Here is a 15,461-nt window from a genome sequence, read left to right on the forward strand (position 1 = left end):
TTGCGCCATGACAACGGCATTGATTACGGGATCGACCGCGGGCATCGGTGCCGCGTTCGCGCGACGGCTGGCGGCTGACGGGCACAACCTGGTGCTGGTGGCCCGCGACACCAAGCGGCTCCAGGAGCAGGCGACCGAGCTCCACGACCGTCACGGCATCGAGGCGGAGGTCCTCACCGCCGACCTCGCCACGGACCCCGGCATCGAGGCGGTCGGCGCCCGTCTCTCCGACCGCAGGTCCCCGGTCGACCTCCTGGTCAACAACGCGGGCTTCGGCAACAAGGGCCGTTATCTCGACGTCTCCATGGCCGACGAGCTGAAGATGCTCAAGGTGCACTGCGAGGCGGTGCTGCGGCTGACGTCGGCGGCGACGGAGGCGATGCGGGAGCGCGGGCGGGGCGGTGTCGTGAACGTCGCCTCGGTGGCGGCGTTCGTGCCCCGCGGGACGTACGGCGCCTCGAAGGCGTGGGTCGTGCAGTTCACCCAGGGCGCGGCGAAGGACCTGGCGGGGACCGGCGTACGGCTGATGGCCCTGTGCCCCGGCTTCGTGCGCACGGAGTTCCACCAGCGGGCCGGGATGGGCACGGACAACATCCCCGGCTGGATGTGGCTCGACGCGGACAAGCTGGTCGCCGCCGCCCTCGCCGACCTGGCCCGCGGCAAGTCCCTGTCGATCCCGGACCCCCGTTACAAGGCGCTCATGGGGGTCGTGAAGGTGGCGCCCCGGGGGTTGCTGGGCGGGATCACGTCGAAGACGGGGCGGAAGTACGGGCCGCAGTAGGTCCGGCTCGCGCGCGCGGGCACCGCAGGGCGGACAATGGGGGCGTACTACCGGATCCAGGGGGGCCGGAGGCGATGGTGTCATGACCTTCGTACAGCTCATCGAGTGCAGGACCAGCCGTTTCGACGAGATGGACCGGCTGATGGACACCTGGGTCGAGCGGACCAAGGGGAAGCGCACCGCGACGCATGCGGTGGTCGGGAAGGACCGGGCCGACGCGTCGCACGTCGTCGAGATCGTGGAGTTCCCGTCGTACGAGGACGCGATGCGCAACTCCGGGCTGCCGGAGACGGAGAGGATCTTCCAGGACATGGTCGCGCTGTGCGACGCGCCGCCCACGTTCACGGATCTCGACGTGGTGCGGGACGAGCAGCTCAACACGGTCGTCGCGCGGGAGTTCTTCGAGCGGGCCGGGCGCGGTGACACCGCGGAGCTGTTCGAACGGTTCGACGAGGACTTCCGGGACCACCTCCCGTCCCGTCCCGGGGATCTGGGACTGGCGGCGTCGCGCGAGGAGTACGAGGGGTGGCGGCGGGCCTTCGAGTTCACCTTCCGGGTGGACGACCAGATCGCCCAGGACGACCGGGTGTGCACCCGCTGGACCTGGGCCGGAAAGCACACCGGTGAGTTCGTGGGCATCGCCGCGACCGGGCAGAACGTGACCATGACCGGGACCACCTGGCACCGGTTCCGGGACGGGAGGATCCACGAGGGATGGTGGCAGTACGACCTGGCGGGGCTGATGGAACAGCTGGGGGTGCTCGGAGAATGACGGCGCGACTCCCGTGACCCGCGAAGGGGAAAGCCCCCGCTCCCTCGGTGAGGGGGCGGGGGCTCCTTTTCGAGCTGTGGGCTCAGTGGGAGTGGCCGTGGCTGTGACCACCGGCGGCCGGCTCCTCCTCTTCCTTCTTCTCGACGACCAGGGTCTCGGTCGTGAGGAGGAGGGAGGCGATGGAGGCGGCGTTCTCCAGGGCGGAGCGGGTGACCTTGACCGGGTCGATGACACCGGCCTTGACCAGGTCGCCGTACTCGCCGGTCGCGGCGTTGAAGCCCTGGCCCTTGTCGAGCTCGGCGACCTTGGAGGTGATGACGTAACCCTCCAGGCCGGCGTTCTCGGCGATCCAGCGCAGCGGCTCGACGACGGCCTTGCGGACGACGGCGACACCGGTGGCCTCGTCGCCGGTCTTGCCCAGACCGCCCTCGAGGACCTTGGCGGCGTGGACGAGCGCGGAGCCACCACCGGAGACGATGCCCTCCTCGACCGCGGCGCGGGTCGCGGAGATGGCGTCCTCCAGACGGTGCTTCTTCTCCTTCAGCTCCACCTCGGTGGCGGCGCCGACCTTGATCACGCACACGCCGCCGGCCAGCTTCGCGAGGCGCTCCTGGAGCTTCTCGCGGTCCCAGTCGGAGTCGGTGTTCTCGATCTCGGCCTTGATCTGGGCGACGCGGCCCGTGACCTCGGAGGAGTCGCCGGCACCGTCGACGACCGTGGTGTCGTCCTTGGTGACGGTGACGCGGCGGGCGCTGCCGAGCACGTCCAGGCCGACCTGGTCGAGCTTGAGGCCGACCTCCTCGGAGATGACCGTGGCGCCGGTGAGGACCGCCAGGTCCTGCAGCATCGCCTTGCGGCGGTCACCGAAGCCGGGGGCCTTGACGGCGACCGCGTTGAAGGTGCCGCGGATCTTGTTGACGACCAGGGTCGACAGGGCCTCGCCGTCGACGTCCTCGGCGATGATCAGCAGCGGCTTGGAGGCACCCGACTGGATGACCTTCTCAAGGAGCGGCAGCAGGTCCTGGATCGAGGAGATCTTGCCCTGGTTGATCAGGATGTACGGGTCGTCGAGGACGGCCTCCATACGCTCCTGGTCGGAGACCATGTACGGCGACAGGTAGCCCTTGTCGAAGGCCATGCCCTCGGTGAAGTCCAGCTCCAGACCGAAGGTGTTGGACTCCTCGACGGTGATGACACCGTCCTTGCCGACCTTGTCCATCGCCTCGGCGATGAGCTCGCCGACCTGGCTGTCCTGGGCGGACAGACCGGCCACGGCGGCGATGTCGGACTTCTCGTCGATCGGGCGGGCGGTCGCGAGGAGTTCCTCGGAGATCGCGGCCACGGCCGCGTCGATGCCCTTCTTGAGCAGCGCCGGGGAGGCACCCGCGGCGACGTTCTTCAGGCCCTCGCGGACCAGCGCCTGGGCGAGCACGGTGGCGGTGGTCGTACCGTCGCCCGCGATGTCGTTGGTCTTGGTCGCCACCTCCTTCACCAGCTGCGCACCGAGGTTCTCGTACGGGTCGTCGAGCTCGACCTCGCGGGCGATCGTGACACCGTCGTTGGTGATGGTGGGGGCGCCGAACTTCTTGTCGATGACGACGTTGCGGCCCTTGGGGCCGATCGTCACCTTCACCGTGTCGGCAAGCTTGTTGACGCCGCGCTCAAGGGCGCGACGGGCGTCCTCGTCGAACTTCAGGATCTTCGCCATGGGAGCGGTTCAGCCCTCTCGAAAAACGTGGGTGAAACGAACTGCGCCCCAGACGCCCGGCTTCATAAGGTCGCGGGGGCCCGGGGCGCAGCTCACAAGCAAGATGTGCTTGGGGTTACTGGGAATTCTGGGGGTCGCCCCCCAGACCCCCTTTACTTCTCGATGATCGCGAGGACGTCGCGAGCCGAGAGGACGAGGTATTCCTCGCCGTTGTACTTCACTTCGGTGCCGCCGTACTTGCTGTACAGCACGATGTCGCCGACGGAGACGTCGAGCGGAAGACGGTTACCGTCCTCGAAGCGGCCCGGGCCAACGGCCAGGACGACGCCCTCCTGGGGCTTCTCCTTCGCCGTGTCCGGGATGACCAGGCCAGAGGCGGTGGTCTGCTCGGCGTCGAGCGGCTGGACCACAATGCGGTCCTCAAGCGGCTTGATGGCAACCTTGGAGCTGGTGGTCGTCACGATCCGACCTCCCCCTTCGGGAACTCACGGGGTTAACTGTCTGAGGTGGCGACCAGGTGGATCCGTCGTCGCGGGTGCCGGACCTGCCCGTCGCTGTGTTGGCACTCTCCAGTGGGGAGTGCCAGACCCGAGACTATGACCGCGATTAGCACTCGGTCAAGCGGACTGCTAATTCGCCGCGCTGTCCGTGCCGTTTCCGGGTGTCGCGGGGCGTCTCTCCCGTACCGTCACGGCATGACCGACCGCGCCCCGGCCTCCGTCTCCTCGGCGGCGGACGGCTGCGTCCTGACGATCCTCGTCCTGGCGGAGGTCATGCTGGGGCTGACGGTCGTCCTGTTCCTGGGGATGCGCGGGCAGGGGACGGCGGCCGCCGTGGCCGCGGGCGTGTTCGCGGTACCGGCCCTGGCCGCGGCCGGGCTCTTCCTCCGGGGCGGGCGCCCGCACACCGGGGCGGCGCACGGGATGGTCGCGCTGTTCTTCGTGACCCTGGCGGTGCACACGGCGCGTTAGGGCATCCCCCGATGGGCCTTAGACGTAGTCCTCCAGCCGTCCCACCGTCAGCCCCCGTCGTTGGATCTCCCGCAGGACCGTGGTGGTGCGTTCCGTCAGGGTCGGGCCCGTCGCGTCACCGGACGCCACCGACACGATGTCCCCCGCGCGCAGCGGCCGCCGCGGTCCGCCGTCCTCGGCCGGGACGCTCCACAGCACGATCGCCGAGAGTCCGCAGTCGGCCGCCGCACGCAGGGTCGTCGCGTCGTACGTGCCGTAGGGCGGGCGCAGGAACCGGGGCCGGATGCCGAAGCGGGACCTCGTCTTGTCCTGCTGGCCGCAGATCTCGGCGCGCTGGCCGGTGTACGGCAGGCCGCGCAGGGCGGGGTGGTCGAGGGTGTGGTTCTGGATGCTCGCGCCGACCGACTGCAGGCGCGCGAAGTGGCCGTACCCGGGGCCGACGACGCTGTCCGTGAGGAACATGCTGACGGGGAGCCGCAGTTCACGGACCATGTCGACGAACCGCGGGTCCCGTTCGGCACCGTCGTCGTAGGTGAGGAAGACGACCTTGTCGGACGTCCTGACCCGCTTCACCACCGGCGGGACACCCCGGCCCACCGCCGCGTGGCGCGCCGGGGGCCGCGGGGGCGCGGGCAGCGGCGCAGTGAGGCCCCAGCGGCGGTACGGCTGTCCGTGCGCGCCGGCCGGCCCGTACGACCCCACCCGCTGTGCCGCCTTCCTGCCCAGCCGTTCGATGGGGTCGACGGACGGGGCGCAGCCGGTGAGCAGTAGGGCCGCCAGTCCGGCGGCGACCAGTGTCCGCGGTCTCACAGGTAGTCCTCGATGCGTGCGACGGCGTAGCCCTCGGCCGTGACCTTGTCCAGGAAGCGGCGGACCATGTCGGGCATCGTGCCCTTCCAGTCCTCCCGGCCGCGGAAGTGACTGAGCACGATGTCGCCGGGGTGGATCTTCTGGTCGTCCTCGCGGTACTCCCAGTGATCCACGTAGACCTCCTCGTTCCAGATCGGCGCGTACCGGACCCCGCAGGATTTCGCGGCGCGCAGGGTGTCCTCGTTGTAGTTGCCGTAGGGCGGCCGGAAGAGCGCGGGCCGTGTGCCGTAGCGCTTCTCGATGACGTCCTGCATGCCACAGATCTCGTGCTTCTGGCGGGCGTACGACAGCGCCGGCAGGTAGGGGTGGTGGAGCGTGTGGTTGTCGAGCACGACCCCTGCGTCCCGCATCTTCGCGAAGTACCCGTAGTCGTCCTTGACCAGGTAGTCGCTGAGGAAGGCGGTGTACGGGACCCTCAGCTCGCTCATCATGCGCAGGAACACGGGGTCCTTCTCGGCGCCGTCGTCGATGGTGAGGAAGACGATCTTCTGCCGGGTGGGGATCGTGGTGAAGACCGGCGGGAGTCCCTGCTCCTCGTGGCCGTCGACCTCGAAGCCGTGGCGGGTGGTGATGTGCGGCTTCTCCACGGGCGCGGGCGGGGCCGTGAGGGGGGCCTTCCTCAGGCCCCAGCGCCTGGCGACGGCGGTCCGGGCCTGCTCGTCGCGCCACCTCGCGGTCCGGATGCGGATCTTGTCGGCCTGGAGGTCCGAGGCGGGGGCGAGGGCGGCGGGGGCCGGGGGTGCCTTGTGGGGCTGCTGCCGCCGCAGGTCGGTCCCGTCCGGCCGGGCGCAGCCGGAGACGAGGGCAGTCACCGCCAGAAGGACGAGTCCGCTGCGGAGCGCCATCAAAAAGACACTGTTTTTATAGGTTTGTCCTACCGTTCCCATGAGGTCGGATCCTCGCAGGCCACGGCAGCGCACCCGGGCCGACACCGCCGCCCCGAGCACGCCGTCCTCCGACTGGCCCACAATGACCCGGTGAACGACCTCGACCTCCTCCTCACCCCCGAAGGCCGCGCCCTCCTCGACGAAGTGCGCGGCACCGCCCCCGCCGACGAACTCGCCGTGGCGACCAGGCTGCGCCGCGGGCACCCCGCCGAACTGGTCTCCGCGGCGCTCGGCCAGGCCCGGCTGCGGCAGCGGGCGGCGGCGAAGTTCGGGGCCGGGGACGCGGGGCGGATGTTCTTCACCCCGAACGGGGTCGAGCAGTCGACCCGGGCGAGCGTGGCGGCCTACCGGGCGGAGCGGCTGCGGGCCCTGGGCGTGACCTCCGTCGCCGACCTGTGCTGCGGGATCGGCGGTGACGCGATCGCGCTGGCCCGGGCCGGGATCCGGGTCCTCGCGGTGGACCGGGACCCGCTGACGGCGGCGGCCGCGCGGGCGAACGCGGACGCGCTGGGACTCGCCGGCCTGATCGACGTACGGGAGGCGGACGTCACGGAGGTCGACACGGCCTCGTACGACGCCGTGTTCGTGGACCCCGCGCGGCGCGGCGGGCGCGGGCGGATCTTCGATCCGGAGGCGTACTCGCCGCCGCTGTCATGGGCCGTGCGGACGGCGCTCAAGGCCCCGCACGCCGCGCTGAAGGTCGCCCCCGGCATTCCGCACGAGGCGGTCCCCGCGGAGGCCGAGGCGGAGTGGATCTCCGACGGCGGGGACGTGAAGGAGGCGGTGCTTTGGTTCGGCACCGCGCCGGGCGCCGTACGGGCCACCCTGCTGCCGGGACCGCGGACGCTGCTCGGCCGGGGGCTCCCCGATCCCGACGTCCGTTCCGTGGGGCGGTACTTGTACGAGCCGGACGGCGCCGTCATCCGCTCCCACCTGGTCGCCGAGGTGGCCGAGGAGGTGGGCGGCGGGCTGATCGACCCCACGATCGCCTACGTCACCGCCGACGCACTGCACCCGACCCCGTACGCCACCGCCTACGAGATCACCGATCAACTCCCCTTCAATGTCAAGAAGTTGAAGGCGCTGCTGCGGGAGCGGGGGGTCGGCATCCTGACCGTGAAGAAGCGGGGGTCGGCCGTCGAGCCGGAGGAGCTGCGACGGAAGGCGCTGCCGAAGCAGCACGGGCCGCACTCGGCGACCGTGTTCCTGACCCGGGTCGGGGGGGCGCCGACCATGCTGATCGGCGCCCCCGCGAGGGCTCTTACTGGTGCTGGACCGTCCTGAGCGACTCCAGGTGCGGGTCGGCGCCGACCGGGCCGGTGCGCGCCGCGGTGGCGTTCCGGGTCACGTCGCCGCCGGTGCGCAGGGCGCTCGTGCGGCTGCTCGCCGGCTCGTCGCCGTTGCGGAACGGCGTGTAGACGACCTGGGCGCTGTTCGCGGCGACCGAGGCGCCCGCCGAACCGAGGGTGGCCGCCGAGAGGTTGCCGGTACCGCCGAAGGCGATCACGGAGTTGGTGCTCGCGGACTCGCGCAGCAGATAGCTCGTCAGCTCGGGCGAGAGGGAGGCGCGGGAGGTCCACAGGACCGGCCCGAAGATGTTCATCGCCCCGGCCGCCGACAGCCCGTCACGCCAGGAACCGGAGTAGGCGAGGGCCACGTTGCTCGGCGTGCTCCACCAGAACTTGGCGACGGCCACCGAGAGGGCGGCCCTGGTCTTCCCCGAGATCGGGTAGTACGAGTACGAGGACGGCCACCGGGAGAAGTCCGTGTGGGTCAGCGCGTACCTGGCGTCCGCACCCACCGGGATGACCATGGTCTTGTCCGGGTTGAGGCCGTTGAGGTACGACTTCACCGACGAGGACAGCTTCTTGCCGTTGGTCAGGACGAGGCCGCCCGCGCTGCTCGTGCCGTCGGCGCCGGCCGCGGCAGCCGCCGGGAGGGACGCGTAGGCGTCGGTGCCGGAGGCCAGGAACACGTACTTCGGGCTGGTGGTGATCGTCTTGGCCACGGCCACCGAGGTCGCGAAGCGGTCCGCGCCGGTCAGCCGCTTGGGCGTGAAGCCGAGGGCCTTGACCTGGGAGGTGACCGTGGAGCTCAGGACGGACGGGGAGCCGAGGAGGTAGACGTTGGCGCCCCGCTTCAGCACCCGCTTCAGCTCGGCCTTCACCGCCGCCGACAGCCCGCCCTTCGGGGTCGCGAGGACCGGCCCCTGCTTCTTGCCGGCCAGCGCGGGCGCGGTCAGCGCGTACGCGGTGCTGTCCTGGTTGGTCAGCACGGCCGCCTTGGCGTCCATCAGGCCCGGCGTGCTGGTGCCGACCTTGTTCCAGGTCCAGCGGGAGGCCGCGACGACGGTCGGGGTGCTGCCGGATCCCCAGATCCGGGCGGTGGTGTTCTTGCGCAGCGGCTGCCAGCTGGGGTTGCCGCCCTGCGGGGTGCCCGGGACGGCCGTGCGCTCACCGGTGGCGACGTCGGCGTACTCGGTGGTCTGCACGTCGGTGCTGTCGCCCGTGGTGTGCGCGTCGAAGACGATCCGGGTGCCGGTGGGCGACCAGGACGGGTTGGCGACGTAACCGGGCCCGGTGGTGAGCTGCTTAACGTCGGTGCCGTCGGCCTTGGCCGTGAAGATCTGCTGCTTGCCGTCGGTGTCCTTGCGGACGAAGGCCAGCTTGGTGCCGTCGGGCGAGTATGCGGGCTGCCCGGCGTTGCCGAGGACCCGCTTGACCGTCTTGGCGGACGGGTCGTAGACGTACACGCCGGCGTTGTCGTAGCAGCCGTAGTTGATACGGCGTTCGAAGGCGACCGTGCCGGACGGGCTCACCGTCGGGTCGGTGTCGCAGACGGTGGACGGCTCCAGGGCCGACGACAGCAGCGGGCGGGGCGCCCAGGAGGCGTCGGAGGGGCCGTAGGCGAGCTGGCCGCCGGTGGAGAAGACGACGTAACGGCCACCCCACCAGAAGGTGAGGTCCTGGTACTGGGCGCTGGAGCGCATTCCCTCCGCCCAGGGCAGGTCGAACTTCGAGCCGCCGCTGGGGCGGATGCTGGTGATCTGGCTCCAGGAGGTGACCAGCCGACTGCCGTCCGGGGCCCAGGCGGCATACCAGCCGGCGGTGTTGGGCACCGCGGTCTGCTTGCCGGTGACGGTGTCGACGAGCACCGGCCCGTCGGTGAGGATCCGGCCCTCGGTGCCCGGCCAGGGGCCCGCGTCGTCGGCGGCGGCGCCGGGCGCGGCGGCCAGGGTGCCCACCGCGGCGAGCGCCGCCGCGGTCGCGAGCGCCGCGGCACGGTGGCGCGTGAACAGTCTCAAGTTGTCATCCTCTACAGGGTTTTCACGGTCTCCACACAGAGACTGGATCACTGTAGGTCGCCAACGGGACAGCAGGGGAACGAATTTACTGATGTGCAACTGTTCGACAAGGGATTACCGACCGCACTCCCGCGCCCGGTCCAGCAGCAGTTCACGCTCCCGTTCGTTGCGGGTCAGCGCGGCCGCCCGTTCGAACTCGGCCCGCGCCTCGGCCGTCCGTCCGAGGCGGGCGAGGAGATCGCCGCGCACGCTCGGCAGCAAGTGGTAGTCGCACAGGGCGGGTTCGCCGGTGAGCGCGTCGACGATCTCCAGGGCCGGGGCCGGGCCGTCGGCCATCGAGACGGCGACCGCCCGGTTGAGTTCGACGACCGGGGAGGGGGCGCGGGCGGCGAGCAGACCGTAGAGGGTGGCGATGGCCCGCCAGTCGGTCTCCTCGTAGGAGTACGCGTGCGCGTGGCAGGCGGCGATGGTGGCCTGGAGGACGTAGGGGCCGGGGGCGCCGGTGGCCGTGGCGTCGGCGCGGGCCAGGGCCTTGATGCCGCGGGCGATGAGCATGCGGTTCCAGCGGCTGCGGTGCTGGTCCTTGAGGAGGACCGGTTCGCCGCGCGGTCCGGTGCGGGCTGCCGTACGGGAGGCCTGGAACTCCAACAGGGAGGCGAGGCCGTGCACTTCGGGTTCCTTGGGCATCAGGGCGGACAGCAGACGGGCCAGGCGCAGGGCGTCCTCGCACAGGGAGGGACGCAGCCAGTCGTCGCCTGCCGTGGCGGCGTAACCCTCGTTGAAGATCAGGTAGATGACGTCGAGCACCGAGCCGAGACGGGCCTCGCGGTCGGGGCCGTAGGGCACCTCGAAGGCGATGTTCTTCGTGGCGAGGGTCCGCTTGGCGCGCACGATCCGCTGGGCGACCGTGGCCTCGGGGACGAGGAAGGCGCGGGCGATCTCCGGGGTGGTCAGGCCGCCGAGGAGACGGAGGGTGAGGGCGGTGCGGGCCTCCGCGGACAGGACGGGATGACAGGTGGTGAAGACCAGCCTGAGCAGGTCGTCGTCGATGTCCTCGGGGTCGGACGGCTCCTCCGGCGGGGCGGTGTCCGACATGTCCCGGCCGATCTCGGCCAGCTTGCGGGCGTAGTTCTCCCGGCGCCGGACCAGGTCCACGGCCCGGCGTCGCGCGATGGCCATGAGCCAGGCGCCCGGGTTGTCGGGGACGCCGTCGCGCGGCCACTGCTCAAGAGCCGCGACCAGCGCGTCCTGCGCGAGTTCCTCGGCGATGCCGACGTCCCGGACGACACGGGTGACGCCGGCGATGATGCGGGGCGACTCCATGCGGAAGACGGTCTCGACGGAGCTGCGGGCGTCGGTGCGGGAGGGCTGTGAGGTGGTCACAGCCCCCCATTCGACACCCGTACGGTCCCCCAGCCAAGGAAGCGGGCTCAGCCCTCCGCGATCTCCCGCACCTCGCAGGTGACCGTCCAGTGCTCCTCGTGCACCTTCAGGAAGCGCTTGGTCCACTCGATCGCCTCGGCCATGTCCTTGGCCTGGACGATCGCGTACCCCCCGACGACCTCCTTCGCCTCGGTGAAGGGCCCGTCCGTCACCGACAGCTCGCCCTTCTCCCACCGCACCCGGGCCCCCTGCGCGGTCGGCGTGAGCCCGGCGGTGTCCAGCAGCACCCCGGCCTTCGTCATCTCCTCGATCAGCTCGCCCATGCGCTGCATCAGCGCGTCGCTGGGGCCCTCGGCGGGGGCGGTCTTCTCGTCGATCTGCACCATCGACAGGTAACGCGGCATGGTGACTCCTCGGTCGCTGCGGGCCGGTCCTTCCCGGCCTCTCACCAGTGCGTCGATCGTGAGAGGCCGGAATCGACAGGCTCCGCGGATTTCTTCGGAGATTTTTTCCGGACCCTGGACCGGGGCCCTGTCTGTGGCCCTGTCCGTAGCCCTATCCGGGGCCCTGACCTGCTAGGACAGCACTCCGCCGAACCACGCCCTCGCGACCGGCGCCCCGACCGTCCGGGGGCCGAAGGTGAACGCCGCGTCCGTCACGATGCCCGTCGGACGTCCCCGCAGGGACCAGACCGCGCCCTCACCGGTGCTGTCGCCCTCCGTCAGGTTCTCGCGGGGCGCCGCCGCCGCGAGGTCCGCGTAGCCGTTGCCGTTGATGTCGAGGAGGCTGACCGAGCCGCCGAAGTTGTCGCTCGACTCCGCGGCACCGGGGACGCCCTCGGTGTCCTGGGTGAAGCCCTGGGCGGCATTGCCGGTCAGGCCGTCGTGGCTGCCGTAGAGGACGTTGACCATGCCCGCCCCGCCCTTGTCGCCGAGCGCCTCGCCGGGCGCGCCCACGGCCACGTCGGCGTAGCCGTCACCGTTGACGTCACGGGCGGAAACCGCGTCGCCGAAACGGTCCTCCTCCTCCGTGGCGCCGGGGACCCCCTCGGTGTCCTGGCTGTACGACTTCCAGGTCGACGCCGGCTTCAGACCGGAGGCGGAGCCGAGGGCCACGGTGACCGTGGACTCGTTCGGGACGCCCCGGACGACGTCGTCGAAGCCGTCGCCGTTGACGTCGCCGAAGGCCACCTGCCCGCTGCCCTCGGGGCCGGCGGCATAGGTGAAGGCGCCTCCCGAGGCGTTGGACAGGTAGAGCTGGGAGCCGACGCCGCCGTCTCCGAGGTAGACGGTCAGCGCGAGGTCGTCGCGGCCGTCGCCGTTGACGTCCCCGGCGGCGGCGGACATCACGTCGAAGGGCTCCACCTTGGTCGAGCCGAAGTCCTGCGTGGCGGTCGGCTTCCCGGCCCTGGAGATCGGGCCCCGCCAGACGGTGGCCTCGGTTCCCAGCGGGTCGTCGCCCGGGGAGCGGCCGCCGCGGAACAGGACCAGGTCCGGCCAGCTGTCGCCGTCGAAGTCGCCCGCCTGGGTGGTCGCCGCGGGCACGGACACCCCGCCGGACAGGCCCTCCTTGGCGCCCCAGACGACGACCGCGTCCCGGGTCGAGGAGGCCTGACCGATGATCAGGTCGGTGCGCCCGTCGCCGTCCAGGTCCCCCGTGGACAGCTGGTAGCCGAAGTTCTCGCCCGCGGCGGGATCGCCCGGGATTCCGCTGGTGGAACGGCTGATGATGGTGCGGTGGTCCTTGGTCAGGCCGTGCGGGCCGCCGTACATGACGGTGACGTAGCCCGCCCCCTGCTTGCCGTCGATGGTGGCGATCGGGGCGCCGACGGCGAGGTCCTTGTAGCCGTCGCCGTTGAAGTCGTCCTGGACGGCCTTCGATTCGGCCGCCACGGCGCTGCCGGCGAGGGCGGGGATCCCGCCGAGCGCGAGCACTCCGGCGATCAGCGGTACGGACCATGCTGTGTACGAACGCGAGCTGGACATAGGTGTTCCCCCTGGTTACTGCAGTGTGGTCACCGCAACAGACACCCCTGGACGCCCGATGGTTGCAACAGTTGTCCGATTCCTCAGCGGAGCGACTCCCACAGCTTGCTCGCCGCCGGCTCCTCCGCCACCACCCGGTTGGGGTTCGAGGGCGCGGTCACGACCGGCATGGTCACCGTCTTCACCTCGTCGCTCGACAGGCCCTTCAGGCTCTCGCCGAGGCTCATCAGCTCGGCCAGCGAGTCGAGGCCGGTGTCGGTGGTGAGGCTGCCGGTGAGCGCGTCGGCGACGGAGTACAGCTTGGTGGGGCTGGTGAGGAGGTTCGTCGACGAGATCTGCTCCAACAGAGCTTTCACCAGCTTCTGTTGGAGGCCTATGCGGCCCAGGTCGCTGCCGTCGCCTATGCCGTGCCGGGTGCGGGCGAGCGCGAGGGCCGTCTTGCCGTCGAGGTGGTGGGTGCCGGCCTTCAGATGCAGGTGGCTGTCGTTGTCGTCGATGTCCTCGTCCGTGGTCACCGTGACCCCGCCGAGCGCGTTCACCAGCTTCGCGAAGCCCGAGAAGTCGATCTCGACGTAGTGGTCCATGCGGACGTCCGTGATCGACTCGACGGTCTTGACCGCGCACACCGGACCGCCCGCCGAGTAGGCGCTGTTGAACATCGCGCCGTACGCCACCGCCGTGGAGCCACCGCTCGACAGGGGGCAGGACGGGCGGGTGACGAGGGTGTCGCGCGGGATGCTGACGACGGTGGCCGTGGTCCGCCCCGCGTCGATGTGCACGACCATCGCGGTGTCGGACCGGGCGCCGGTGCTGCTGCCGCCGCCGAGCGCCTGGTTCTCCTTGCCGCTGCGCGAGTCCGAGCCGAGGACCAGGATGTTCACGGCTTCGGTGGGCAGGGGGGCGGCGGAGGCGGTGCCGGACGGGGTGGGCGTGGTGACCGCCTTCGCGGGGCGGTCGTCGCCGAGCGCGCTGTTGATGTCGACGCTCTTGATGTTGGCGTTCAGATGCCAGTAGACCCAGCCGGCCGTCCCGATGCCGAGCACCAGGAGGCCCGCCAGACCGAGGCCGGCGGCCTTCAGCAGTCCCGGCCGCCGGCCCGGTCTTATGCCGGCGTCTCCGCTCTCTTCCTGTCCCGTCGCAGTCACACGGAGGAACGTAATTCCGAATTATTACGGGCAGGAACCTTCAGAGGGGATTACTTCGGAAATTCTCAGACTTCTCATGCGGTCATCACCCCAGCTCAAGGGCGGGTACCGGGTTGCTGCCACGCCACGAGCCATTGAATCCGAAGGCCACCGAGCCGCCGTCCGGAACCGTCCCGTTGCAGGAGGCGTTCGAGCAGCTGACCGCCGCGCCGGACTGGGTGCAGGTCGCGTTCCAGGCCTCAGGTGACGAGTGCCGCGAGGGGCAAGCCGGATCTCAGAGATCTCATTGCGGGCGCCTCCGAAAGTTTCGGTCGAACAACCGATTGACTTCGGAGGGGAGTGGGCACGGGCACCCCACCCGTCAATAGCCCACCCCTCAACCACACCACCCCTGCCGCACCCCAGCCACGCCGTACGACTGAAGACGCGTCCACCACCCCCACCCAGGGGCGCGGGGAACTGCGCGACCAGCCACGACGCACCCGCACCCCGCCCCACAACCGGTCGCACCACCCCGCACCGCCGGCCCCGCCCACCGCGACACCCCCGGTCAAACCGCCGGCGGCCCCCCCGTACTGCTGCGCACCACCAGGCTCGTGGCCAGTTCCACTCGGGTCGCCGCCTGGTTTCCGTCGTCCCGGCCCAGGTCGAGCACCAGCTTGGCCGCGGCCTCGGCCATCTCGGTCAGGGGCTGTCGTACGGTCGTCAGCGGCGGGCCGACCCAGGGAGCCACCGGAAGGTCGTCGAACCCGACCACGCTCAGGTCCTCCGGAATGCGCAGCCCCAGTTCGCGCGCGGCCTCGTACAGGCCGAGGGCCTGGAGGTCGTTGCCGGCGAAGACCGCGGTGGGCCGGTCCGGGCGGCGCAGGAGTTCCAGGCCCTGGCGGTAGCCGGTCTCGTGGTGGAAGTCGCCGGCCATGATCAGCGCGGGGTCGACGGGCAGCCCGGCGGTCTCCAGGGCGGCCCGGTAGCCGTCGACGCGGGCGCGGCTGCACATCATCCGGGACGGCCCGCTGATCGCACCGATCCTGACGTGTCCCAGCTCGACGAGGTGCCGGGTGGCGGCGAGCCCGCCCTGCCAGTTGGTGGCGCCGATCGAGGGCACGTCGGCGCCGGGATCGCCCGCCGGGTCCATCACCACGAACGGGATCGACCTGCTGCCGAGGAGTGCGCGCTGGGACTCGTCGAGCCCGGACAGCACGAGGATCACACCGTGGGGGCGGCGGGCGGCGACCTGGTCGGCCCAGGTGCGCCCGGGGGTGAGCCGGCCCGCGCTCTCGCTCAGCACGACACTCAGTCCCGCGTCGCGCGCCACGTTCTCCACGCCCCGGATGACCTCCATCGCCCACGCGCTCTCCAGCTCGTGGAAGACCAGGTCGATCAGGGGCGAACGGCTCGCCTCGGCGCGGCGGCGCCGGTAGCCGTGGGCGCGCAGCAGGTCCTCGACGCGGCTGCGGGTCGCGGGCGCGACATCGGCTCTGCCGTTGAGGACCTTCGAAACTGTCGGCGCCGATACGCCCGCCTCACGGGCGATCTCGGCAAGGGTCGCGGTCTGGCCCGACCGTCCTGCCGCAGGGGAAGTCGTCCGGGTTTCAGCGGGCTCCGGGGGTGTCATGGCGGCGATCGTATCCCTGCGCGACCTCTTGACGAACCCT

14 protein-coding genes and 1 pseudogene are annotated in these 15,461 nt (G+C 71.0%); 4 read left to right on the top strand and 11 right to left on the bottom strand.

All coding sequences use genetic code 11. From position 1 onward, the window contains the following. The first annotated feature begins 7 nt into the window (after positions 1 to 7). Positions 8 to 781 carry an SDR family NAD(P)-dependent oxidoreductase gene (locus tag ACZ48Z_RS03810; RefSeq protein ID WP_468734172.1) on the top strand — a complete coding sequence of 258 codons (774 nt, stop codon included), beginning with the start codon at positions 8 to 10 and terminating at the stop codon, positions 779 to 781. Between the two features lie 82 nt (positions 782 to 863). Continuing rightward, positions 864 to 1,553 (top strand): ester cyclase, encoded by a 690-nt coding sequence (locus tag ACZ48Z_RS03815; protein ID WP_468734173.1) that lies wholly within the window; start codon positions 864 to 866, stop codon positions 1,551 to 1,553. 82 nt (positions 1,554 to 1,635) lie between these two features. Here ACZ48Z_RS03815 and groL read toward each other — a convergent pair whose 3' ends face one another. Continuing rightward, positions 1,636 to 3,261 carry a chaperonin GroEL gene (groL, locus tag ACZ48Z_RS03820; RefSeq protein ID WP_468734174.1) on the bottom strand — a complete coding sequence of 542 codons (1,626 nt, stop codon included), beginning with the start codon at positions 3,259 to 3,261 and terminating at the stop codon, positions 1,636 to 1,638. A 152-nt stretch (positions 3,262 to 3,413) separates the two neighbouring features. After that, complete coding sequence (gene groES / locus ACZ48Z_RS03825; RefSeq protein ID WP_007384130.1) at positions 3,414 to 3,722, bottom strand: co-chaperone GroES; 309 nt, start codon at positions 3,720 to 3,722, stop codon at positions 3,414 to 3,416. Between the two features lie 234 nt (positions 3,723 to 3,956). Here groES and ACZ48Z_RS03830 point away from each other — a divergent pair, with 234 nt between their 5' ends. After that, the gene (locus ACZ48Z_RS03830; protein ID WP_468734175.1) at positions 3,957 to 4,232 is read left to right on the top strand and encodes a hypothetical protein; all 276 of its coding nucleotides are present in this window, start codon (positions 3,957 to 3,959) and stop codon (positions 4,230 to 4,232) included. Between the two features lie 18 nt (positions 4,233 to 4,250). Here the strand turns inward: ACZ48Z_RS03830 and ACZ48Z_RS03835 are convergent, their stop codons facing one another. Both ACZ48Z_RS03835 and ACZ48Z_RS03840 read right to left on the bottom strand, forming a co-directional pair. Then, entirely contained in the window at positions 4,251 to 5,042 is a 792-nt protein-coding gene (locus ACZ48Z_RS03835) for a polysaccharide deacetylase family protein (RefSeq protein ID WP_468734176.1), read from the bottom strand. Beyond that, complete coding sequence (locus tag ACZ48Z_RS03840) at positions 5,039 to 5,947, bottom strand: polysaccharide deacetylase family protein (protein ID WP_468734177.1); 909 nt, start codon at positions 5,945 to 5,947, stop codon at positions 5,039 to 5,041. The genes ACZ48Z_RS03835 and ACZ48Z_RS03840 overlap by 4 nt, the downstream gene beginning before the upstream one ends. 132 nt (positions 5,948 to 6,079) lie before the next feature. Between ACZ48Z_RS03840 and ACZ48Z_RS03845 the strand changes: the two genes are divergently transcribed. Then, entirely contained in the window at positions 6,080 to 7,273 is a 1,194-nt protein-coding gene (locus ACZ48Z_RS03845; protein ID WP_468734178.1) for a THUMP-like domain-containing protein, read from the top strand. Here ACZ48Z_RS03845 and ACZ48Z_RS03850 read toward each other — a convergent pair. The 7 genes and pseudogenes from ACZ48Z_RS03850 to ACZ48Z_RS03880 all read right to left on the bottom strand — a co-directional run bounded on the left by ACZ48Z_RS03850 (position 7,251) and on the right by ACZ48Z_RS03880 (position 15,421). Next, positions 7,251 to 9,293, bottom strand: a complete 2,043-nt coding sequence (locus tag ACZ48Z_RS03850; RefSeq protein WP_468734179.1) for a cell wall-binding repeat-containing protein — start codon at positions 9,291 to 9,293, stop codon at positions 7,251 to 7,253. The genes ACZ48Z_RS03845 and ACZ48Z_RS03850 overlap by 23 nt on opposite strands. A 114-nt stretch (positions 9,294 to 9,407) precedes the next feature. Continuing rightward, on the bottom strand, positions 9,408 to 10,676 hold the full coding sequence (locus ACZ48Z_RS03855) for an RNA polymerase sigma factor (RefSeq protein WP_468734180.1): 1,269 nt from the start codon (positions 10,674 to 10,676) through the stop codon (positions 9,408 to 9,410). 47 nt (positions 10,677 to 10,723) lie between these two features. After that, positions 10,724 to 11,080, bottom strand: a complete 357-nt coding sequence (locus ACZ48Z_RS03860) for a YciI family protein (RefSeq protein WP_057607866.1) — start codon at positions 11,078 to 11,080, stop codon at positions 10,724 to 10,726. Between the two features lie 171 nt (positions 11,081 to 11,251). Further along, positions 11,252 to 12,661 carry an FG-GAP-like repeat-containing protein gene (locus tag ACZ48Z_RS03865; RefSeq protein ID WP_468734181.1) on the bottom strand — a complete coding sequence of 470 codons (1,410 nt, stop codon included), beginning with the start codon at positions 12,659 to 12,661 and terminating at the stop codon, positions 11,252 to 11,254. An 83-nt stretch (positions 12,662 to 12,744) separates the two neighbouring features. Next, entirely contained in the window at positions 12,745 to 13,743 is a 999-nt protein-coding gene (locus ACZ48Z_RS03870) for an LCP family protein (protein ID WP_468734465.1), read from the bottom strand. A gap of 148 nt (positions 13,744 to 13,891) precedes the next feature. Next, positions 13,892 to 14,047: pseudogene (locus tag ACZ48Z_RS03875) on the bottom strand (cellulose binding domain-containing protein); the annotation flags it as partial. Between the two features lie 309 nt (positions 14,048 to 14,356). Beyond that, the gene (locus ACZ48Z_RS03880) at positions 14,357 to 15,421 is read right to left on the bottom strand and encodes a LacI family DNA-binding transcriptional regulator (RefSeq protein ID WP_468734182.1); all 1,065 of its coding nucleotides are present in this window, start codon (positions 15,419 to 15,421) and stop codon (positions 14,357 to 14,359) included. Between the last annotated feature and the right edge of the window lie 40 nt (positions 15,422 to 15,461).

The organism is Streptomyces sp. NPDC031225 (assembly GCF_055570355.1).